Consider the following 21588-nt stretch of genomic DNA (forward strand, 5'->3'; position numbering starts at 1 on the left):
GCACCTCATGACCATCCCTGACAACTGGCGGAAGTCGTCGTACTCCGGCGAGGGTGACGGCAACGAATGCGTCGAGATAGCCAACACCCCCACCCACACCGCCATCCGCGACTCCAAGAACCGTACATACGGCGCCCTCGCCTTCCCCGCCCCCGCCTTCGCCACCTTCCTGGATTCCCTCAAGTCCCCGTCCGTCAGGACAGGGGACAACACAACCACGATGGTCAAGACGGTCGTCTCCCCGTCGCCACATGGTCGAAGTGACGGATCGCGGCGGATATGAGGTCCCGGACGGCGGGCCCGTACACCGCCGCCTGCTGCAAGGTGGCGAACGCCTTCATGTACAGCTCGATCTCTCGGGGCTGTGTCACCGAGAACTCGGCCGAGTAGGTCTCCACCAGCACCAGCTTGTCGTCGAACATGGAGAAGGAGTTGCCAGGCCAGATACGCAGGGGCGCGGAGCGGGGCACCACGCCCAGGCTCAGTCGGGCGATCCCCATGACGGCCAGCAGTCTGTCGAGCTGTCCCCTCATCACCTCCGGGCCGCCGAAGTTGCTGTACAACGCCTGCTCACCCAGCACGACGTTGAAGATCCGAGCGCCCCGGTACAAGTACTGCTGTCGTTCGAGCCGCTTGGCCGTGGCGGCTTCGATGTCATCGGGAATCTGGTAGAAGTCTCGGACCTGCTGAAAGGTCTCTGCCGCATATTCGGCGGTCTGTAGGGTTCCCCACACCAGCGTCGGATGCCAGATACGGAAGACCTTGGTCTTCGAGTACACCGGTAGGGCGTCCTGCTGCCGTTTCGCGGCCCCGGACGCCAGCTGCCGGCGCCACTCAAGCCACAGCTCATCGATGTGACGCACGGTGGCGATCAAGTCCTCGATGTGCCCTTGCCTGTCGGTGGTGGCGCACCAGAGGCGAATGTCCTCCTCACTGGCGTTCTGCTTCCCGTTCTCGATCCGGGAGACCTTGGACTCCTGCCATCCCGTGGCCAGCGCGAATGCCCGGCCGCTCATGAACCCCGCGTCCTTGCGGAACCCACGAAGCCGGGCACCCAACGCCTCTCGTGCCTCCTGTGCCTGATTGCTCACGGACGGATCAGGGCTTGTACTCGGCGTGGGGGATGGCGAGGCCCCAGAGCAGGTCGCGTACGCGCACGCACTCAGCCACGGTTTCGGTGTCTTCCACGATCTCCGACCCGAGAACCCGCCCTTCCGCGTCGAAGTGGCCCACGGCGAGGAGACGGTCGTCGTACAGCCACCAGTCGTTCCCCCGGGCGGGGAAGGTGACGTCCTTGGGCAGCAGGTGCCGGGGCAGCCAGCGAATGTCCTCGCCCATGTCGATGTTGAGGTGCGTGAGCGAGCGCTCCCACGTCACGTACCGGCTGTGCGGCTCGGTAACCACGCGGACACGACGCACGGTCCTGCCTTCACCTGTGACGCGCTTCATCAGCGCCGTCCATGGGACGAGCCAGGCGTAGTCGTCCGGTTCACCCCTCTTCCAGCGAGCGTACGGAGTGTCTTCGACGGGGGACCCGTAGTCGTCTCTCAACTCCAGGTGAAAGGCGTCGTGTTCGAACTCGTTGAACAGTTCGTCACGCTGTGCGGAAGTGATCAGGTCCACCCTTGTCCTCCTCCAGCAGGGCCGTGATCGAGGACTTGGAGACCTCGACGCAGGTCTCATAGTCGGGCATGCGCATCTGGCTCAGGGCCTCGGGGTCGTGCATCTCAGGGCCTTGGACGATGCACGTCCCCTGCTCGGTGACGAGCATGATGGGTTCGGCGAACTTGCGGATCTGACCGTGTGGTTGGCCGTCATTCGTCAGGTGCTCGAACAACTCGGTCGGCACCTCGATGACCGTCTGGCCCTCTGGTACGTCGAGCTGCGTGAGGAGTTCGTTCGCGTACACCTTCCATCCTTGGACGACGTACGAGTCCTGGTCGCTCGCGTACAGGGTGGGGCTGTCTCCGGGGGTGCTGTTCTTACCGAGGAACGTCAGCCGCATAGCTGGTCTCCCGTCCGCTACCTTGTGCCGGATTGCGCGACAAGGCGATGTTCGCGGGGTCATTCACCCTCGTCAATCCACTTGCCGCAAACTCGCGCAATCTTCTTGGGGCGTGCAACCCGACCGCTCTACGTTCGTCATCGAACCCGAACTGGCATGGGGGCCGGGGGACGGACCCTCGGTCACCCCGGCCCGCGGCTTGCGAGAAAGGCATGGCCATGACGCTCAAGGAGGCACCCACCAGGGAGATGGCCGTCCGCGGTGGCGATGACGACGACAACACCGACATCGAGGAAGGCGATGGCAAGGGCGGTTCCGGCTCGCCAGGACACCGCGGCGGCTGACTCATCGGCACCCAGCTGACGCATCGGGATACGGCCGACTCATTGGGACACCCACCCAGGGAAGCCTCCTGGTCTCGCCGGGTGGCTTCCCGCTTCCGCTCATCGTGAGGTTCGTGGCATGCATCTGCTGGTGGCCGACTGGGACTTTTTCTTCCCCACTCCCGTAGCCGGTGCCCCGCTCGGTGAGCACCCTGAGCTGTACGCGTGGCCCGCGTCCGAGGACGCGTTGCACGTCGAGGCCATCTGGCTGCGCAGGGCTCGCGCTTTCCGCCGGGCCGGTGTCGCCGTGCCGTACTGCCGGACATTCCTGGGCTTCTGGGACCGGTTCACCTTCGCTTCGGAAGCGTGCCTGTTCTACGCCGACTCGAACGCATGGGCCGGGCACCTCTTCCCGTCCAACCTCGGTTCAGCGGGTCCATGGGACTCCGTGCACCTCTACGACGCGCATCATGACTGCGGCTACCGACAGAACCACTCAAGCTTCGACGAGTGGAAGGCCAAGGGGCCGATCAGCGCGGAGAACTGGCTGCTGGCCCACTACTGGAACGGATCGAAGGTGTTCGTTCACTTCCCGCCCTGGCGAGAGTCCATGAGCCGGCCGGCCGAACAACCACTGATCCCTGTTCACATGAGCATCGACGACGGACAGGCACCGACCGTCGCCTTCGACGCCATCTATGTGTGCCGCTCCGGAGCCTGGGTCCCCAGCTGGTGTGACCGGCAATTCGACACGTTCCTGCGCGCCTGCCCCGTCACCAGACGGGTGGAGGTACCGGCCAACCAGTGGACGCAACCCCGCCCGGACGTGCTGCGCATGATCGAGCTGGAGGGACGTACGCGGCCTGATACACGGCAGCCACCGCACTGAAGTGAGCGACCACAAACGATCACAGCCCGCCCCGGAACACCACCACCGCCTCCCCACATCCCGCCGCTCCTGCCCTGTCACCCCCCGCCGGTACTGTCACCCCATGGCCAACCAGCCGGAAACCCCCACGCAGCGGCTCGCCACGCTCGAAGGCGTGCTGGAGCGGATCACGTACGCCAATGAGGAGAACGGCTACACGGTCGCCCGGGTCGACACCGGCAGAGGCGGCGGCGATCTGCTCACGGTCGTCGGCGCGCTGCTCGGCGCGCAGGTGGGGGAGTCGCTGCGGATGGAGGGGCGTTGGGGCTCGCACCCGCAGTACGGCAAGCAGTTCACCGTCGAGAACTACACGACCGTCCTGCCCGCCACCGTCCAGGGCATCCGCCGCTACCTCGGTTCCGGGCTGGTCAAGGGCATCGGGCCGATCTTCGCCGACCGCATCACCCAGCACTTCGGGCTGGACACCCTCACGATCATCGAGGAGGAGCCCAAACGCCTCATCGAGGTGCCCGGCCTCGGCCCCAAACGCACCAAGAAGATCGCCGACGCCTGGGAGGAGCAGAAAGCGATCAAAGAGGTCATGCTCTTTCTCCAGACCGTCGAGGTGTCCACGTCCATCGCCGTGCGCATCTACAAGAAGTACGGCGACGCCTCCATCTCCGTCGTCAAGAACCAGCCCTACCGGCTCGCCGCCGACGTCTGGGGCATCGGCTTCCTCACCGCCGACAAGATCGCCCAGTCCGTCGGTATCCCGCACGACAGCCCGGAGCGCGTCAAGGCGGGCCTTCAGTACGCCCTTTCGCAGTCCACCGATCAGGGGCACTGCTATCTGCCCGAGGAGCGGCTGATCGCCGACGCGGTGAAGCTGCTCCAGGTCGACACCGGGCTCGTCATCGAGTGCCTCGCCGAACTCGCCGCCCCCGGCGAGGAGGGCGAGGAACCCGGGGTCGTACGGGAGTCCGTGCCCGGCCCCGACGGCGGCGAGCCCGTCACCGCCGTCTACCTCGTCCCCTTCCACCGCGCCGAACTCTCCCTGTCCGCCCAGCTACTACGCCTCCTGCGCACCGACCAGGATCGGATGCCGGCCTTCCGGGACGTCGCCTGGGACAAGGCACTGACCTGGCTGAAGGGACGTACGGGCACGGATCTCGCGCCCGAGCAGGAGGCCGCCGTCAAGCTGGCGCTGACCGAGAAGGTCGCCGTCCTCACCGGCGGCCCCGGCTGCGGCAAGTCCTTCACGGTCCGCTCGATCGTGGAGCTGGCCCGCGCGAGGAAGGCGAAGGTGGTGCTGGCCGCGCCCACCGGCCGGGCCGCCAAGCGGCTCGCCGAGCTGACCGGCGCCGAGGCGTCCACCGTGCACCGGCTGCTGGAGCTGCGCCCCGGCGGCGACGCCGCCTATGACCGGGACCGCCCGCTCGACGCCGACCTCGTGGTCGTGGACGAGGCGTCCATGCTGGACCTGCTGCTCGCCAACAAGCTGGTCAAGGCCGTACCGCCCGGCGCGCATCTGCTCTTCGTCGGCGATGTGGACCAGCTGCCGAGCGTCGGCGCGGGCGAGGTGCTGCGGGATCTGCTCGCGGACGGCTCCCCCGTGCCCGCCGTACGGCTCACCCGGGTCTTCCGCCAGGCCCAGCAGTCCGGCGTGGTCACCAACGCGCACCGGATCAACGCCGGGCAGCACCCCGTCACCGACGGAGTGAAGGACTTCTTCCTCTTCGTGGAGGACGACACCGAGGCCGCCGGACGCCTCACCGTGGACGTCGCCGCCCGTCGCATTCCGGCCAAATTCGGGCTCGACCCGCGCCGGGACATCCAGGTCCTCGCGCCCATGCACCGCGGGCCCGCCGGAGCCGGCACCCTCAACGGACTGCTCCAGCAGGCCATCACCCCGGGCCGCCCCGACCTCCCCGAGAAACGGCTCGGCGGACGCGTCTTCCGGGTCGGCGACAAGGTCACCCAGATCCGCAACAATTACGACAAAGGGGAGAACGGTGTCTTCAACGGCACCGTGGGCGTGGTCACCGCGCTCGACCCGGTCGACCAGCGGCTCACCGTGCTGACGGACGAGGACGAGGAGATTGCATACGAATTCGATGAACTGGATGAACTGGCACACGCCTACGCGGTGACCATTCACCGCTCGCAGGGCAGTGAATATCCTGCCGTGGTGATCCCGGTCACCACCGGGGCCTGGATGATGCTTCAGCGGAATCTGCTCTACACGGCTGTGACCAGGGCGAAGAAGCTGGTCGTCCTGGTCGGCTCGCGCAAGGCGATCGGGCAGGCGGTGCGCACCGTGTCGGCGGGACGCCGGTGCACCGCACTCGACTTCAGGCTCTCGGGTTCAGGCCCCGGATCACGGTGGGATGCCCCGTCCGTAACCGTCTGAAAGATGATCGATCAAATGAGTCACAAAGGTCACAGAGGACTTCCGGATGCCGGACGGACCGGGCAGGATGGCAGGTTGGCGGCACTGAGTGCCGCCAGACAGCCCAATGGTCGACCCCGAGTGCACTCTCCTGCGCCAAATGGGGGATGGTAGAGACAGTCAGGGCACCTCGAAGATGAGGCACTACGTCGGTGAGGGATGACGTGAGCGACAACTCTGTAGTACTGCGGTACGACGGCAGCGAGTACACCTACCCGGTGATCGACAGCACCGTCGGGGACAAGGGCTTCGACATCGGGAAGCTGCGTTCCCAGACCGGGCTCGTGACCCTGGACAGCGGCTACGGCAACACCGCGGCCTACAAATCCGCCATCACCTATCTCGACGGTGAAGAGGGCATTCTTCGGTATCGCGGCTACCCGATCGAGCAGCTGGCCGAGCGCTCCACCTTCGTGGAGGTGGCGTACCTGCTGATCAACGGTGAGCTGCCGACCGTCGACGAGCTGAGCGTGTTCAAGAACGACATCACGCAGCACACCCTGCTGCACGAGGATGTCAAGAACTTCTACAAGGGCTTCCCGCGCGACGCCCACCCGATGGCCATGCTGTCGTCGGTGGTCTCCGCGCTGTCGACCTTCTACCAGGACAGCCACAACCCGTTCGACGAGAAGCAGCGCAACCTCTCCACCACCCGGCTGCTCGCCAAGCTCCCGACGATCGCCGCGTACGCGTACAAGAAGTCGATCGGTCACCCGTTCGTCTACCCGCGCAACGACCTCGGCTACGTCGAGAACTTCCTCCGGATGACCTTCTCGGTCCCCGCGCAGGAGTTCGAGCTGGACCCGACGGTGGTCTCCGCCCTCGACAAGCTGCTCATCCTGCACGCCGACCACGAGCAGAACTGCTCGACCTCCACGGTCCGCCTGGTCGGCTCCTCGCAGGCGAACATGTTCGCCTCGATCTCCGCCGGTATCAGCGCCCTGTGGGGCCCGCTGCACGGCGGCGCCAACCAGTCGGTGCTGGAGATGCTGGAGGGCATCCGCGACAGCGACGGCGATGTCGACGCCTTCATCCGCAAGGTGAAGAACAAGGAGGACGGCGTCCGCCTGATGGGCTTCGGCCACCGGGTCTACAAGAACTTCGACCCGCGCGCCCAGATCATCAAGGCCGCCGCGCACGACGTCCTCTCGGCGCTCGGCAAGTCCGACGAGCTGCTGGACATCGCGCTGAAGCTGGAGGAGCACGCGCTCTCCGACGACTACTTCACCGAGCGCAAGCTGTACCCGAACGTCGACTTCTACACCGGCCTGATCTACCGCGCGATGGGCTTCCCGACCGAGATGTTCACGGTCCTGTTCGCCCTCGGCCGGCTGCCGGGGTGGATCGCCCAGTGGCACGAGATGATCAAGGAGCCGGGCTCCCGCATCGGCCGCCCGCGCCAGATCTACACGGGCGTCGTCGAGCGCGACTTCGTACCGGTCGAGGGTCGCTGAGCGATTTCTCGCGGTAGCGCTGAACGATTCGGCCCCGGGCCCCGTACTCCATGGTGAGGGAGTGCGGGGCCTGTCGCGTGGCACGGGTGCGGGTATAGAGATATCGGGGATATCGGGGATATCAGAGACATGGGGGGCAGGCGGTGGGCGCGGGCGGGTGTCGCGGTACGGCGGTGAGAGCCCGGCATGACAGAAGGCGCCCCGGCGCCAGTCCCCCCACGGGCCGACGACCAGGGCGCCTTCCCATGTCCCGGTGCGGATTCCCCCCACGGGATCCGGCCGGGCGTCTGTGAGACCAGCGCCTGAATTCGCTGTCTGAGCACAACGAGCAAAACTCGTCGCACTCGGGTGCCGCGATGTTCACGGCTGTGCAGTTGTGTGGTGCGGTGGTGCGGTGGTGCTGTGTGGTTGTCCGGCTGCGGGGCAGCCGGTGCATCTGCCGGGACAGCGCACGCAGGGAGGGCCGCTCAAAGCTTCCCGGTGTACGTGTCCCGGCAACGCAATTCCGAGGAAGTCCCCCAAGACATCCTCAGACGCCATCCGACGCCCCCCAAGACGCCGTCTGACATCGTCAACTTAGACCTTCGAACCCCTTCGATGGTTACGTTCACATCACTGTGATCTGCGTCTCTTGCATATGTCCCGTTTGATACGCAAGAGGCCCGATGAGGTGAACGGGGCTCAAGCGTAAGGAAGATGCAAGAGCCTTGTGAAGAGCTTATGTGAGGGTCGCGCCGGACTCCAGAGGGTCCCAGGTCACGACTTCGGGCGAACCGCCGGTAACTTCCGCGCCGGGCCCCTGGGGCTCAGGCGCGGCCGACCAGCTCGTAACCGGCCTCGTCCACGGCGGCGCGCACGGCCTCCTCGTCCAGCGGGGCGGCGGAGACGACGGTGACCTCGCCGGAGGACGCGACGGCCCGCACCGAGCTGACGCCGGCGAGCTGCGTGATCTCCTGCGTCACGGCCCCTTCGCAGTGTCCGCAGGTCATTCCGCTCACCTTGTAGACGGTGGTGACGGAACCGGAGGTGTCGGTCTGGGTGGTCATGTCGGTCTCCTCGTGGACGCAAGGTCTGGGCGGGATCCGGGCAGTCCGGGCAATCCGGGTCAAGATCCGGCCAGGTGGAACGGATGTGGCCCATGGGGGGCTCACGCACTCCACTGTATACCCCTAGGGGGTATTTCTCCAAGAGGGGTCCCGCCGGGAGAGCGACCACGCCCAGACCAGTCCCAGCAACGCCACCACGACCATGCCGCCGATCGAGAACACCGTGAAGAGATGCTGCTGCTCCCCGGTCGGATGCGGAATGTATCCCTCTGCGAACAACTGGCGCTGAAGGCCCGTTTCGGTCAGCAGGGTCACCAGCCAGACCGCGATCCCGTGCGTCGAGTCCCACAGGGCGTGCAGCACGGAGACACCGAGATACGTCGCCACGACCGCCCCGGTGATCCGGAAGCGCCCGTCCGGGCGGCGGTACGACAGCAGCACGCCACCGGCGATCGCCGTCCACAGGCCGTGCCCGAACGGGGCCAGCACCCCGCGCAGGATCTCCGTCTCCAGCAGTGCCCGCAGATCGATGCCCCGCGTCGAGACGGCCGCGTTGAAGGCGTAGCCCGCGCTCTCCAGCGCGGCGAACCCGAAGCCGACGGTCGCGCCGAGCACGAGCCCCGCCCGCAGGCCCCGGACCCAGGTCTGCCGGCGCACCACGAACATCAGCGCGCCGAGCTTCACCGCCTCCTCGATCAGCCCCACGCCGAGGAACATCCACAGCGACGGATGCAGCAGGTAGTACTCCATCACCGACGCGCCGAGCACCCCGAGCGTGCCGCCGGTCAGGAAACAGCCGAGGATCAGGCCGACCCCGAGATCCCGCCCGTGCCGCTCGTACGCCCACAGCGCGAAGGTCACCGGCACCAGGAAGCTGCCGAGCAGGATCAGGGTCGGCAGCAGGGTGCTGTTCTTCGTGGCATACGTGACCAGGGCGGTCAGCAGCCACAGGGCGAGCCCGCCCCACAGGCAGCGCTTCCACAGCCCGGCCCGGATCGGCGGCTGCGTCGGGGGCGGGGGCGGCTGCTGCGGGCCGGGGTACCGGGCCGGGGGTGCGCCGTACGGCGGCGGGGTGTGGGTCACGGTGGGTCCCTCGTCACTCCTGGGCTGCGGTGCGTACCGCTACGTCCATTTTTGATCTGCTCAGTGGCATATCGTCGACCATTTCCGGCCGATTTGTCCGACCCTACGAGGGGTGAGGGCCGGGCGCAGATCGGAGGCGGGGGAGGGGCTGACGACGGGTGGGCGGTGGTTCAGGGGGTCGGGTGGTGTGGTTCAGGGGGTCGGGTGTGCGGCGGGCTCCGTGCCGGGCTGGTTCTCGCGGGTGGCGGTGAGCGGTCCGAGGTAGCGGATCAGGACCGACTTCAGCTCGGTCACATACGCGTCGCGCTCGGCCCCCTCGCTGGCCAGGATCAGTTCCAGCCCCGCCTTGTAGATGCTGAGGCAGACGTGGGCGACGCGTTCGATGTCGGCCGGTGTGGTGTTCGGCAGGATCGGCCGGAGCACGTCCTGGACCCGGGCCAGCAGGGTCGCGTGCAGCGCCTCGTGCTCCTCGGCCATGCGGCCCGGGACGTCCGGGCCGTGCATCAGCGCGAAGAAGACCGGGTGCTGGCAGTTGAAGGCGGTGAACCGGTCCACGGCCCCGCCGACCGCCTCCTCCAGCGGGGTCTGCGGGGTGACCGGGCTCAGGGCCTCGCTGTACGCCTCCCGCATCTCCCGCATCAGACGCTCGCCCAGCTCGATCGCGATCGCTTCCTTGTTCGGGAAGAACTGGTACAGCGTGCCGGGTGAGACGCCCGCCTCGCGGGCGATGGCGTTGGTGCTGGCGGCCGTGTAGCCCGTCGTGGCGAAGACGGTGGCGGCGGCTTCCAGCAGTTGGGCGATACGGCGCTCACCGCGGGCCTGGCGCCGCTTGGGGCGGTCGTCGGCGGTGGCGGGGGGCCGGCCGGTGCCGCGGGCCGGTGTCGCGCCCTCGCCGGGCGTCGCGTGCCTGTCGGGCGTCGCGTGCTCGTCCGGTGTGGCGCCCTCGTCGGGCGTCGCGTGCGCATCCGTCTTCGCGGGTGCGGGTGTGTCGGGCATGAGTTGTCCCCAGGCTCTCCGAACGCGATTGACAAACGCGAGTGGTCACTCGCATTCTAGAGAAACGCGAGCGAGATCTCGTGTTTGCCAGTCTATGGCAATGGCAGACCCATGCCGCCTGCCCGCGCACGCATGCGCGGGCCCGGTACAGCAGCACGGGTCACGGTGAAGTCATGGTGAAGGGGACACCGCACAATGACCGAAGTCAACACACCACCGCGACCGCCGCGGCCCGGCGGCTGGACCCGGTTCGTCACCGCCCGGCCCCGGCTGTCCCTGCTGGTGGCTCTGGTGCTCACCGCGCTCGCCGTGCTGGCGGGCAGCGGGGTCGGCGACCGGCTGGGCAGCGGCGGCTGGGAGGACCCGGCCGCCGAGTCGACGTACGCCACCCGCGCCCTGGAGCGCGAGTTCCCCGCCTCCCAGCCCAACTTCCTGCTGCTGATCGACGCGGGCGAGGCATCGGTGGACGACCCCGCCGTGGCCGCCGAGGCGAACCGGCTGGCGGAGCGGCTCGCCGCCGAGGAGGGCGTCATCGGCGTCGGCTCCTACTGGCAGACCCGCTCACCCGCCCTGCGCGCCGAGGACGGGCACCAGGCGCTGATAGCGGCCCGGATCACGGGCGAGGAGAGCGAGGCCGCCAAGACCCTGGAGCGCATCGCCCCCGAACTGCGCGGCACGCACGGCCCGGTGGACGTGACGCTCGGCGGCATGGTCTCGGTGCGGCACGACATGCAGACGATCATCCAGGAGGACCTGCTGCGGGCCGAGCTGATCGCCCTGCCGGTGACGCTGGTGCTGCTGGTGATGGTCTTCGGCAGCGCGGTCGCAGCCCTGCTGCCGCTCGGCATCGGCATCGTCGCGATCCTCGGCACCAACGCGGTGCTGCGCGGCCTGACCGAGATCACCGATGTCTCCGTCTTCGCCCTCAACCTCACCACCGCCCTCGGCCTGGGCCTGGCCGTCGACTACGCGCTGTTCATCGTCCGCCGCTTCCGCGAGGAGCTGTCCGCGGGACACGACCCGCTGACCGCCGTCGGCACCACCCTGCGCACAGCGGGCCGTACGGTCCTGTTCTCCGCTCTCACGGTGGCGGTCTCGCTCGCGGCGATGCTGCTGTTCCCGATGTACTTCCTGCGGTCCTTCGCCTACTCCGGGATCGCGGTCGTCCTGCTGGCCGCGGCGGCGGCCCTGATCCTGCTCCCGGCGGCCCTGCTGCTGCTCGGCCACCGGGTCAACTCCCTGGACCTGCGCCGGCTGCTGCGCCGCGGCCGGAAGCCGGGGCCGGCGGCGGAGGAGGGCCGGGCATGGGGGCGTACGGCGACGCTGGTGATGCGCCGGGCCCCGTTCTTCGCCCTGGGCACGATGGCGGTGCTGGTGCTGCTGGGGCTGCCCTTCCTGGGCGTGAGGTTCGGCACGGCCGACGACCGTCAGCTTCCCCCGACCGCCGAGTCCCATGTCGTCCAGCAGCACATCAGAGAGAGCTTCCCCGGCAGCCCCGGCGGCGGCCTTGAGGTGCTCGCCGAGGGCGGCGCGACCCAGGCACAGTACGCCGACTACAAGCAGCGGATCTCCGCACTGCCCGATGTCCAGCGGGTGGACGGCCCCTTGGTGAACGGCGATGCGGCGTACTTCACGGTCCAGCCGAGCGGCGAGTCCGTCGACGAGCCCGCCCAGCGCCTGGTGGGTGAACTGCGCGCGCTCGACGCCCCGTTCGACACCAAGGTCACCGGCGCGGCGGCGGTCCTGGTCGACACCAAGGACGCGATCGCCGAGCAACTGCCCTGGGGCGTGGCCTTCATCGCCGTCGTCACCCTGATCCTGGTCTTCCTGCTCACCGGCAGTGTGCTCATACCGATCCAGGCCGTGCTGCTCAACGCGCTCAGCCTCACGGCGATGTTCGGCGCGGTGGTCTGGGTCTTCCAGGACGGCCATCTCTCCGGCCTGCTGGGCTTCACCAGCCCCGGCTCCATCGAGACGACCGTCCCCGTCCTGATGTTCTGTGTCGCTTTCGGTCTTTCCATGGACTATGGAGTGTTCCTCCTCTCCCGCATCAAGGAGGAGTACGACAGAACGGGCGACCACCAGGAGTCCGTACGGCACGGCTTGCAGCGCACGGGCGGTCTGATCACGGCGGCGGCGGTCATCCTGGCGATCGTGCTGATCGCGATCGGCACCTCCCGGGTCACCAACACCAAGATGCTGGGCCTGGGCATCGCCCTGGCGGTCCTGATGGACGCGATGGTGGTCCGCAGCCTCCTGGTCCCCTCGGTGATGCGCCTCACCGGCCGGGCGACCTGGTGGGCCCCGGGCCCGCTGCGCAGACTGCACGAGCGGTTCGGGCTGAGCGAGGGGGAGAGCGGGCGGCGCCCGGCGAGTGAGGAGGGTGCGGCCGAGGAGCGGGAGAAGGCGGCGTCGCGGAGCTAGGGGGGTGGGCAGGGGTTGGCGGGGGTGGGCTGTGACAGGCCCTGAGGGCTCTTCGTGGGGGCACGCGTTACGGTTCGCCACGAGGGCAGGGTGAAGGCGGCCGACGGCGATCTCGGGGTGGTGGGCAGCGTATGCGGGCGGTGGTGTTCGAGCGGTTCGGGCAGATGGCCGAGGTGCGGGAGGTGGCCGAGCCGGAGCCGGCCGGGCATGGGGTCGTGGTGCGGGTCGAGGCCACCGGGCTGTGCCGCAGCGACTGGCACGGCTGGCAGGGACACGATCCGGACATCACCCTTCCGCATGTCCCCGGGCATGAACTCGCCGGAGTGGTGGAGGCGGTCGGCGACCGGGTCACCGGCTGGCGGCCCGGCGACCGGGTGACCGTCCCCTTCGTCTGCGCCTGCGGCGCCTGCCCCTCCTGCGCGTCCGGCGACCAGCAGGTGTGCGAGCGGCAGACCCAGCCCGGCTTCACGCACTGGGGCTCCTTCGCCCAGTACGTGGCGCTGGATCATGCCGATGTGAACCTGGTGGCGGTGCCGGAGGCGATGTCGTTCGCGACGGCGGCGTCGCTGGGGTGCCGGTTCGCGACGGCGTTCCGGGCGGTGGTGCGGCAGGGCCGGGTGGCGCCGGGGGAGTGGGTCGCGGTGCACGGCTGCGGCGGGGTCGGTCTGTCGGCGGTGATGATCGCGGCGGCGGCCGGGGCCCGGGTGGTGGCGGTCGATGTGTCGCCCGGGGCGCTGGAGCTGGCGCGCGGATTCGGGGCGGCGGAGTGCGTGGACGCGTCCACCGTGGAGGACACGGCGGCGGCCGTACGGGAACTGACGGGCGGGGGCGCGCACATGTCCCTGGACGCCCTCGGCGCACCCGTCACCTGCGCCGCGTCGGTGAACGGCCTGCGCCGCCGGGGCCGCCACATCCAGGTGGGCCTGCTCCCCTCGGACACCGGCACCACCCCCGTCCCGCTGGCCCGCGCGATCGCCCTGGAACTGGAGATCCTCGGCAGCCACGGCATGCCGGCCCACGACTACCCGGCACTGCTGGACCTGGTCACCACGGGCGCCCTCCGCCCCGACCTGCTGGTCACCGCCGAGATCGGCCTGGACGCCGCCCCCGAGGCACTGGCGACCATGAACGGCACGCCGGGCACGCCGGGCACGCCGGGGGCGATGGCAGCGGGGGTGACCGTGATCAACCCGTGGCGTTGAGGCCCTTGGGTCGGAGCCTTCACGGCCCCCGTCCTGGGGGACGGCACCTTTGGGGACGGTGCTCGGCCCCCCGCTCCGGCCCAACCCCCTGGCGGTCGGGCGGCGGCGGCCCTACGCCCGCCCCTGATCCGTGCCCTCCGTCCACCCCCGATGCTGCGCCCACTCCCCTTCCAGGATGGCCATCAGGATCTGGTCGGCCCACTTGCCCTCGCGGAGCGAGACCTCGCGGCGGATGCCCTCCTGACGGAAGCCGACCTTCTCGTAGGCGCGGCGGGCGCGGGCGTTGTGGGCGTCCACCTCAAGGGAGACGCGGTGGAGGCCGAGGTGTTCGAAGCCGTGGCCGACGATCAGGCGAATCGCCTCGGTGCCGAGGCCACGGTTTCGGCCCCGGGGGCCGATCAGGGTGCGGAAGTTGCAGCTGCGGTTGTGCGGGTCCCACTCGTTGAGGACGACCTCGCCGACCAGTTCGCCGCTCGCGCGGTCGGTGACGGCGAGGTCGAGCCGGTCGGGCTGATCGGCACGGGTGGCGTACCAGGACCGTACGTGCTCGAAGGTCAGGTCGTCCGACGAGGGTTCGGAGGTGAAGCGCAGGACCTCCGGGTCCTGGAGGATCTCCCACACGGTGTGCGCGTCGGCCTCGGTGAACGGCCGCAGCACGGTCTTCTCGCCGGTGAGGAGGGGCTTGTCCAGAAAACTCATCCCAGGATCCTGCGCGGCGCCTCGCCCGTCGGGCAACGGAATTAGGGCGCCCGCCTCACCCGCCTCACCCGTCCCACCCCTCCCGCCGGTTCCGGTTCCCCGGGCGGGTGGCCACCCAGGCGTGGACGGTGTCGGCGTACCAGTACGGCCTGCCGGACTCGACGTGGTCCGGTGGGGGGAGCAGGCCGTGTTTGCGGTAGGAGCGCACGGTGTCCGGCTGGACGCGGATGTGCGCGGCGATCTCCTTGTAGGACCAGAGCCGTCGGTCGGTCATGGGTCGCACCTCCCTGCGCGCGCCGCGGCGGTGGCCCTGGGGCGGCCGACGGGGGAGCCGGGCGCTGCGCTGGCGATCACCAAGCCTGAAGCGATGGGCGACGCAGAGTGAGGATCGGGCCGGTTCTGTTGACCAAGTGTGACGGAACATCCGCGTACGCGGGACATATGTGACACAAGGGTGATGTTGGTGATGGGGGTGAATCAATGGTTCATGGGGTGATGAAACCGCGATTGCCCACCCCCCTCGTGGTAAGGATGTCCGGACAAACCATTGACAGGATCACCGGCGCGGGACTAGAAACCGGAGTGAGCCGAACCGACGGCACGAAGGGAACTCGATGGCGTACGACCTGATCACCATGGGGCGGATCGGTGTGGACCTGTATCCGTTGCAGACCGGGGTCCCCCTGCCGCAGGTGACGTCCTTCGGCAAGTTCCTCGGCGGCTCCGCGACCAATGTGGCGGTCGCCGCGGCCCGGCTCGGCCGGGACACCGCCGTGATCACCCGCACCGGCGACGACCCCTTCGGCACCTACCTGCACGAGGCGCTGCGCGGCTTCGGCGTGGACGACCGCTGGGTGACCCCCGTCCCCGGACTGCCCACGCCGGTCACCTTCTGCGAGATCTTCCCGCCCGATGACTTTCCGCTGTACTTCTACCGGCAGCCCAAGGCCCCCGACCTGGAGATCGACCCCGGCGAGCTGGATCTGGACGCGATCCACGACGCCCGGATCTTCTGGGTCACCGGCACCGGCCTGAGCGAGGAGCCCAGCCGTACGGCGACCCTCACCGCGCTCCGCCACCGGGCCAGGACCGGCATCACCGTCTTCGACCTCGACTGGCGCCCCATGTTCTGGCCCGACCCCGCGCAGGCCCGCGCCCACTACACCGAGGCCCTGCGCCACACCACCGTCGCCGTCGGCAATCTGGACGAGGTGGAGATCGCGACCGGCGTCCGTGAACCGCACGCCGCCGCCCGCGCCCTGCTCGCCGCCGGTGCCGAACTCGCCGTCGTCAAGCAGGGCCCCAAGGGCGTCCTCGCGGTCGCCCGTGACGGAGCGACCGCCGAGGTGCCCCCGCTCCCCGTGACGGTCCTCAACGGCCTCGGCGCGGGCGACGCCTTCGGCGGCGCGCTCTGTCACGGCCTGCTGGCCGGCTGGGACCTGGAGAGGACCATGCGGCACGCCAACGCCGCCGGCGCGATCGTCGCCTCCCGGCTGGAGTGCTCCTCGGCGATGCCCACCCCGGCCGAGGTCGAGGCGGCCCTCGCCGCGGGAGCCGTCCAGTGAGCCCCAGGAACCTTCCCGTGAGCCCCGGAACCCCTCCCGCAAGCCCCGAAAGCGAAAGCCCTCCCGCACGCCCCGGGGGCCGTCCAGCGGTCCCCGCAAGCCCTCCCGCCAGCCCCGCGAGCCCTCCCGCGAGCCCCGGCAACCGCCCGGCGACCGTCGACATCGCGGAGCTGGTCCGCGTCCGCACCGAGCACCCCGAAGCCATCGCCGAGGCCGCCGCCCGCCGCACCCGGCGTCCGCTGCTCGGCCCCACCGGGCGGCTGATGATCGTCGCCGCCGATCACCCGGCCCGGGGCGCGCTCGGCGTCGGGGACCGTCCGTTCGCCATGGCCAACCGCGCCGACCTGCTCGAACGCCTCTGCCTGGCACTCAGCCGCCCCGGCGTCGACGGAGTCCTCGCCACCGCCGACATCCTGGACGACCTGCTGCTGCTCGGCGCCCTGGACGGCAAGGTCGTCATCGGCTCGATGAACCGCGGCGGACTCCAGGGCGCCGCCTTCGAACTCGACGACCGCTTCACCGGCCACCGCCCCGAGGACCTCACCCGCCTCCACTTCGACGCGGGCAAACTGCTGCTGCGCGTCGACTACTCCGACCCGGGCTCACTGACCACCCTGGAGTCCTCCGCCCGCGCGATCGACGCGATGGCGGAGCGGCGGCTGCCGGTCTTCGTGGAGCCGTTCATCAGCCGCCGGGACGACAGCGGACGGCTGCGCAACGACCTCTCCGCCGCCGCCGTCACCCGTTCCATCGCCATCGCCTCCGGCCTCGGCGGCACGTCCGCCTACACCTGGCTCAAACTCCCCGTCACCGAGAACCCCGACGACATGGCCCGGGTCATGGAGACCTCGACCCTGCCCGCCGTACTGCTCGGCGGCGAGGTGGGCGGCTCCCCCGCGGACCAGGAGCGGGCGTACGAGAAGTGGCGCGGCGCGCTCCAACTGCCCACCGTGCGCGGGCTGGTGGTGGGCAGGACACTGCTCTACCCGGCGGACGGCGATGTGGCCGCCGCCGTCGACACCGCCGTAGGACTGCTGTGAGGGCCACATGAGCGACGCAACGTACGACAGGAATCAGGACCTGTACCTGCCCAGCGGCAGCACCGCCGATGACCGCCACGCCCTCGCCATCGACCCGGAGTTGGCCGGCTGGACGCACAGCGGCCTTCGGATCGTCGCCCTGGAGCCGGGCGGTGTCCATATCCTCACGGCCGGCGACAGCGAATGGATCGTGCTGCCCCTCGAAGGCGGTTGTACGGTGCAGGTCGGGGGCGACACCCTCCGACTCCTGGGCCGCGAGAGCGTGTTCGCGTCGGTCACCGACTTCGCGTACGTGCCCCGTGACGCCCGGGCAGAGATCTCCTCCGACGCGGGAGGCCGCTTCGCCCTGGCAGGAGCGAAGTGCGAGCGACGACTCCCCGCCCGCTACGGCCCCGCGTCGGAGGTCCCCGTCGAACAGCGCGGCAGCGGCAACTGCGCCCGCCAGGTCCGCAACTTCGCCTCCGCCGACGCCTTCGACTGCGACAAGCTGATCGCCGTCGAGGTGATCACCCCCGGCGGCAACTGGTCCTCGTACCCACCGCACAAGCACGACGAGGACCGGCCCGGCGAGGAATCGCGGCTGGAGGAGATCTACTACTTCGAGATCGCCGCGAGCCCCCTGACCGACGGGACCCCCGGGATCGACGGGACCCGCGCGCCCACCGCGCGCCCCGGCTTCGGCTACCAGCGCGTCTCCCCCTCCCGCGAGGGCGGCGCCGACGTGCTCGCCGAGGTCCGCTCCGGCGACGCCGTGCTCGTCCCCGACGGCTGGCACGGCCCGTCCATCGCCCAGCCCGGCCACGACATGTACTACCTGAACGTCATGGCGGGCCCGGGGGCGACCCGGGAATGGCGGATCTGCTTCCACCCCGACCACACAGCGAGCACGGAGGGATACCGATGACGGCCCCCACGAATCCCACCGGCCCCACCCACCAGACCCCCACCACCCACCAGACCGGCCCCACCCACCAGACCGGCACCACCCGCCTCACCGTCGCCCAGGCCCTCCTCCGCTTCCTCACCGCCCAGTACACCGAGCGCGACGGCGTCCGGCGGCGGCTCATCGGCGCGACCTGGGGCATCTTCGGGCACGGCAATGTCGCCGGGCTCGGGCAGGCGCTGGTCGAGTACGCGGACGCGATGCCCTTCCACCAGGGCCGCAACGAACAGGCCATGGTCCACGCGGCCGTCGGGTACGCCCGCCAGTCCAACCGCCTCTCCACCCACGCCGTGACCACCTCCATCGGCCCCGGCGCCACCAACCTGGTCACCGGCGCCGCCCTCGCCACCATCAACCACCTCCCGGTGCTCCTGCTGCCCGGCGACACCTTCGCCACCCGCCCCGCCGACCCCGTGCTCCAGCAGCTCGAAGTCCCGTACGCGGGCGACCTCACCGTCAACGACACCCTGCGCCCGGTCTCCCGCTACTTCGACCGCGTCACCCGCCCCGAGGCCCTGATCCCGGCCGCCCTCCAGGCCATGCGCGTCCTCACCGACCCGGTGGACACGGGAGCCGTCACCCTCGCCCTGCCGCAGGACGTGCAGGCGGAGGCGTACGACTGGCCGGACGAATTCTTCGCCGAGCGCGTGTGGACGGTCCGCAGGCCCGGCGCCGACCCGACCGAGCTGGCCGAGGCGGTCACCGCGATCCGGGCCGCCCGCCGGCCCCTGGTCATCGCGGGCGGCGGCGTCCACCACAGCCGCGCCGAGGCCGCGCTCGCCGAGTTCGCCGAGACCACCGGCATCCCGGTCGCCGCCACCCAGGCGGGCAAGGGCTCGCTGCCGTACGACCATCCGCAGGACGTCGGCGGCATCGGCCACACCGGCACCGCCACCGCCGACGACCTCGCCCGCGCCGCCGACCTGGTGATCGGCGTCGGCACCCGCTACACCGACTTCACCACCGCCTCCGGCACCCTCTTCACCGGCGACGGCGTCCGCTTCCTCAACCTCAACATCGCCCCCTACGACGGCCACAAGCTCGGCGGCCTCCCGCTGATCGCCGACGCCCGCAGCGGCCTCGCGGAACTCACCGAGGCGCTCCTCGTCCACGACCACAGGGCGGCGGACGCGTACATCACCGCCTACACCGAGGACAAAGCGCGCTGGGAGCGGCGCGTCACCGCCGCCTACACCGCCCCCGACCCCGACGCGCCCCCCACCCAGCCCCAGCTCCTCGGCGCCCTGGACGCATTGGTGGACGGCTCGGACATCCTGATCAACGCGGCCGGCTCCATGCCCGGTGACCTGCACAAACTCTGGCGGACCCGGTCCTTCGACCAGTACCACGTGGAGTACGGCTACTCCTGCATGGGCTACGAGATCCCCGCCGCGATCGGCGTGAAACTGGCCGCCCCCGACCGGCCGGTGTGGGCGCTGGTCGGCGACGGCACATATCTGATGCTGCCCACCGAGATCGTCACCGCCGTGCAGGAGGGCATCGCGATCAAGCTGATCCTGGTGCAGAACCACGGGTACGCCTCCATCGGCGGCCTCTCCGAGGAGACCGGCGGCGAGCGCTTCGGCACCGCCTACCGCCACCGCGCCCCCGACGGCACCTTCACCGGCGCCCCGCTGCCCCTGGACCTGGCCGCCAACGCCGAGAGCCTGGGCATGCGGGTGCTGCGCGCCCGTACCGTGCGCGAACTGCGGGCGGCACTCGCCGAAGCCCGGGACGCCCGCACCCCCACCTGCGTCTATGTGGAGACCCGCGCCCCTGCGGAGACAGCCGACGTGGAGACAAGTGTCTACGCGGGGACCCAAACGGCCGACACAGTGTCGGGAGCGCCCCCCGCGCAGGCCTGGTGGGATGTACCTGTGGCCGAGACCGCGACCAGACCGTCCGCGATCAAGGCCCGTGAGCTGTATGAACGGCACGTCTCCACCCGACGCCGCCATCTGTGAAGGAGTACTCGGTCATGACGAAGATCGTCAACCACTGGATCGGCGGGAAGACCGTCGAAGGCGCGTCGGGCACGTTCGGGCCGGTCACGGACCCGGCGACCGGCGCCGTCACCACCAAGGTCGCTTTCGCGAGCGTGGACGAGGTCGACGCGGCCGTGGCCGCCGCCAAGGACGCCTTCGCCACCTGGGGCCAGTCCTCGCTGGCCGCGCGCACGACCATCCTGTTCCGGTTCCGCGCGCTGCTCGACGCCAACCGGGACGCCATCGCCGAGCTGATCACCGCCGAGCACGGCAAGGTGCACTCCGACGCCCTCGGTGAGGTCGCCCGCGGCCTGGAGATCGTCGACCTGGCCTGCGGTATCAACGTGCAGCTCAAGGGCGAGCTGTCCACGCAGGTCGCGAGCCGCGTCGACGTGGCCTCGATCCGCCAGCCGCTGGGTGTCGTCGCGGGCATCACGCCGTTCAACTTCCCGGCGATGGTCCCGATGTGGATGTTCCCGCTGGCCATCGCGACCGGCAACACCTTCGTGCTGAAGCCCTCGGAGAAGGACCCGTCCGCGTCCCTGAAGATCGCCGAGCTGCTGGCCGAGGCCGGTCTGCCCGACGGCGTCTTCAATGTCGTCAACGGCGACAAGGTGGCCGTGGACCGTCTCCTCGCGCACCCGGACGTCAAGGCGATCTCCTTCGTCGGCTCCACCCCGATCGCCCGCTACATCCACACCACCGCCTCCGCCAACGGCAAGCGCGTCCAGGCCCTGGGCGGCGCCAAGAACCACATGCTGGTGCTGCCGGACGCCGACCTCGACGCCGCCGCCGACGCGGCGGTCTCCGCGGCCTACGGTTCGGCGGGCGAGCGCTGCATGGCGATCTCCGCGGTGGTCGCCGTCGGCGCGATCGGCGACGAACTGGTCGAGAAGATCCGCGAGCGCGCCGAGAAGATCAAGATCGGTCCCGGCAACGACCCCACCTCCGAGATGGGCCCGCTGATCACCGCCGCCCACCGCGACAAGGTGGCGTCCTACGTCACGGGCGCCGCCGCCGAGGGCGCCGAGGTCGTCCTGGACGGCACCGGCCACACCGTGGAGGGCTTCGAGGACGGCCACTGGATCGGCATCTCGCTGCTCGACAAGGTGCCGACCACCGCGAAGGCGTACCAGGACGAGATCTTCGGCCCGGTCCTGTGCGTGCTGCGGGTGGACACGTACGACGAGGGCCTGGCCCTCATGAACGCCTCGCCGTTCGGCAACGGCACCGCGATCTTCACCCGCGACGGCGGCGCCGCCCGCCGCTTCCAGCTGGAGATCGAGGCGGGCATGGTCGGCGTCAATGTCCCGATCCCGGTCCCCGTCGGCTACCACAGCTTCGGTGGCTGGAAGGACTCCCTCTTCGGCGACCACCACATCTACGGCAACGACGGCACCCACTTCTACACCCGCGGCAAGGTCGTCACGACCCGCTGGCCGGACCCCTCCGAGGGCCCGACCGGAGTCGACCTGGGCTTCCCGCGCAACCACTGAGCATCGCCCC

The 21588-nt window shown here is 69.8% G+C and carries 20 protein-coding genes; 12 read left to right on the plus strand and 8 right to left on the minus strand.

Going from position 1 to position 21588, the window contains the following annotated elements:
* Positions 1-7: 7 nt before the first annotated feature.
* Positions 8-283: a DUF397 domain-containing protein gene (locus ACFXAZ_RS17425; protein ID WP_384591229.1), complete on the plus strand. Its 276-nt coding sequence runs from the start codon at positions 8-10 to the stop codon at positions 281-283.
* On the opposite strand, the gene ACFXAZ_RS17430 is transcribed toward ACFXAZ_RS17425, so the two are convergent.
* Genes ACFXAZ_RS17430 through ACFXAZ_RS17440 form a run of 3 tightly spaced genes read right to left on the minus strand, consistent with a single transcriptional unit; the run spans position 225 to position 2005 of the window.
* Positions 225-1091, minus strand: a complete 867-nt coding sequence (locus ACFXAZ_RS17430; RefSeq protein WP_384591232.1) for a helix-turn-helix domain-containing protein — start codon at positions 1089-1091, stop codon at positions 225-227. The two genes, ACFXAZ_RS17425 and ACFXAZ_RS17430, sit on opposite strands and share 59 nt — an antisense overlap.
* Positions 1092-1098: 7 nt before the next feature.
* Positions 1099-1623, minus strand: a complete 525-nt coding sequence (locus ACFXAZ_RS17435) for a DUF6879 family protein (protein WP_384591234.1) — start codon at positions 1621-1623, stop codon at positions 1099-1101.
* Positions 1595-2005 carry a hypothetical protein gene (locus ACFXAZ_RS17440; RefSeq protein WP_384591237.1) on the minus strand — a complete coding sequence of 137 codons (411 nt, stop codon included), beginning with the start codon at positions 2003-2005 and terminating at the stop codon, positions 1595-1597. Before ACFXAZ_RS17440 ends, ACFXAZ_RS17435 begins: the two co-directional genes overlap by 29 nt.
* 218 nt (positions 2006-2223) lie before the next feature.
* On the opposite strand from ACFXAZ_RS17440, the gene ACFXAZ_RS17445 reads away from it, so the two are divergent.
* From ACFXAZ_RS17445 to ACFXAZ_RS17460, 4 genes are all read left to right on the plus strand, one after another.
* Positions 2224-2349 carry a hypothetical protein gene (locus ACFXAZ_RS17445; RefSeq protein ID WP_384591240.1) on the plus strand — a complete coding sequence of 42 codons (126 nt, stop codon included), beginning with the start codon at positions 2224-2226 and terminating at the stop codon, positions 2347-2349.
* 118 nt (positions 2350-2467) lie between these two features.
* The gene (locus tag ACFXAZ_RS17450; protein ID WP_384591243.1) at positions 2468-3217 is read left to right on the plus strand and encodes a hypothetical protein; all 750 of its coding nucleotides are present in this window, start codon (positions 2468-2470) and stop codon (positions 3215-3217) included.
* Positions 3218-3320: 103 nt separating this feature from the next.
* Positions 3321-5606 (plus strand): ATP-dependent RecD-like DNA helicase, encoded by a 2286-nt coding sequence (locus ACFXAZ_RS17455; protein WP_384591246.1) that lies wholly within the window; start codon positions 3321-3323, stop codon positions 5604-5606.
* A 203-nt stretch (positions 5607-5809) separates the two neighbouring features.
* Complete coding sequence (locus ACFXAZ_RS17460; RefSeq protein ID WP_384591250.1) at positions 5810-7099, plus strand: citrate synthase; 1290 nt, start codon at positions 5810-5812, stop codon at positions 7097-7099.
* 806 nt (positions 7100-7905) lie between these two features.
* Here the strand turns inward: ACFXAZ_RS17460 and ACFXAZ_RS17465 are convergent.
* The 3 genes from ACFXAZ_RS17465 to ACFXAZ_RS17475 all read right to left on the minus strand — a co-directional run bounded on the left by ACFXAZ_RS17465 (position 7906) and on the right by ACFXAZ_RS17475 (position 10224).
* The gene (locus ACFXAZ_RS17465) at positions 7906-8145 is read right to left on the minus strand and encodes a heavy-metal-associated domain-containing protein (RefSeq protein ID WP_384591253.1); all 240 of its coding nucleotides are present in this window, start codon (positions 8143-8145) and stop codon (positions 7906-7908) included.
* A gap of 123 nt (positions 8146-8268) precedes the next feature.
* Positions 8269-9228: a PrsW family intramembrane metalloprotease gene (locus ACFXAZ_RS17470; protein ID WP_384591255.1), complete on the minus strand. Its 960-nt coding sequence runs from the start codon at positions 9226-9228 to the stop codon at positions 8269-8271.
* A 192-nt stretch (positions 9229-9420) separates the two neighbouring features.
* The gene (locus ACFXAZ_RS17475; RefSeq protein WP_384591258.1) at positions 9421-10224 is read right to left on the minus strand and encodes a TetR family transcriptional regulator; all 804 of its coding nucleotides are present in this window, start codon (positions 10222-10224) and stop codon (positions 9421-9423) included.
* 195 nt (positions 10225-10419) lie between these two features.
* On the opposite strand from ACFXAZ_RS17475, the gene ACFXAZ_RS17480 reads away from it, so the two are divergent.
* Positions 10420-12648 carry an MMPL family transporter gene (locus ACFXAZ_RS17480; RefSeq protein WP_384591261.1) on the plus strand — a complete coding sequence of 743 codons (2229 nt, stop codon included), beginning with the start codon at positions 10420-10422 and terminating at the stop codon, positions 12646-12648.
* Between the two features lie 131 nt (positions 12649-12779).
* On the plus strand, positions 12780-13850 hold the full coding sequence (locus ACFXAZ_RS17485; RefSeq protein WP_384591264.1) for a zinc-dependent alcohol dehydrogenase family protein: 1071 nt from the start codon (positions 12780-12782) through the stop codon (positions 13848-13850).
* Between the two features lie 111 nt (positions 13851-13961).
* Here the strand turns inward: ACFXAZ_RS17485 and ACFXAZ_RS17490 are convergent, their stop codons facing one another.
* Both ACFXAZ_RS17490 and ACFXAZ_RS17495 read right to left on the minus strand, forming a co-directional pair.
* Positions 13962-14549, minus strand: coding sequence for a GNAT family N-acetyltransferase (locus tag ACFXAZ_RS17490; protein ID WP_384591267.1), 588 nt, complete (start codon positions 14547-14549; stop codon positions 13962-13964).
* A 64-nt stretch (positions 14550-14613) separates the two neighbouring features.
* Positions 14614-14823, minus strand: a complete 210-nt coding sequence (locus ACFXAZ_RS17495) for a helix-turn-helix transcriptional regulator (protein WP_382681718.1) — start codon at positions 14821-14823, stop codon at positions 14614-14616.
* Positions 14824-15163: 340 nt separating this feature from the next.
* Between ACFXAZ_RS17495 and iolC the strand changes: the two genes are divergently transcribed.
* From iolC to mmsA, 5 genes are all read left to right on the plus strand, one after another.
* On the plus strand, positions 15164-16114 hold the full coding sequence (iolC, locus tag ACFXAZ_RS17500) for a 5-dehydro-2-deoxygluconokinase (RefSeq protein WP_384591270.1): 951 nt from the start codon (positions 15164-15166) through the stop codon (positions 16112-16114).
* 161 nt (positions 16115-16275) lie between these two features.
* Positions 16276-17154, plus strand: a complete 879-nt coding sequence (locus tag ACFXAZ_RS17505) for a deoxyribose-phosphate aldolase (RefSeq protein ID WP_384591385.1) — start codon at positions 16276-16278, stop codon at positions 17152-17154.
* A gap of 7 nt (positions 17155-17161) precedes the next feature.
* Positions 17162-18058 carry a 5-deoxy-glucuronate isomerase gene (iolB, locus tag ACFXAZ_RS17510; RefSeq protein ID WP_384591273.1) on the plus strand — a complete coding sequence of 299 codons (897 nt, stop codon included), beginning with the start codon at positions 17162-17164 and terminating at the stop codon, positions 18056-18058.
* Positions 18055-20061: a 3D-(3,5/4)-trihydroxycyclohexane-1,2-dione acylhydrolase (decyclizing) gene (gene iolD / locus ACFXAZ_RS17515; RefSeq protein WP_384591276.1), complete on the plus strand. Its 2007-nt coding sequence runs from the start codon at positions 18055-18057 to the stop codon at positions 20059-20061. Before iolB ends, iolD begins: the two co-directional genes overlap by 4 nt.
* Before the next feature lie 14 nt (positions 20062-20075).
* Positions 20076-21578: a CoA-acylating methylmalonate-semialdehyde dehydrogenase gene (mmsA, locus tag ACFXAZ_RS17520; RefSeq protein WP_384591278.1), complete on the plus strand. Its 1503-nt coding sequence runs from the start codon at positions 20076-20078 to the stop codon at positions 21576-21578.
* Positions 21579-21588: the final 10 nt, after the last annotated feature.

This window comes from Streptomyces sp. NPDC059477 (assembly GCF_042749375.1).
Classification (GTDB): domain Bacteria; phylum Actinomycetota; class Actinomycetes; order Streptomycetales; family Streptomycetaceae; genus Streptomyces.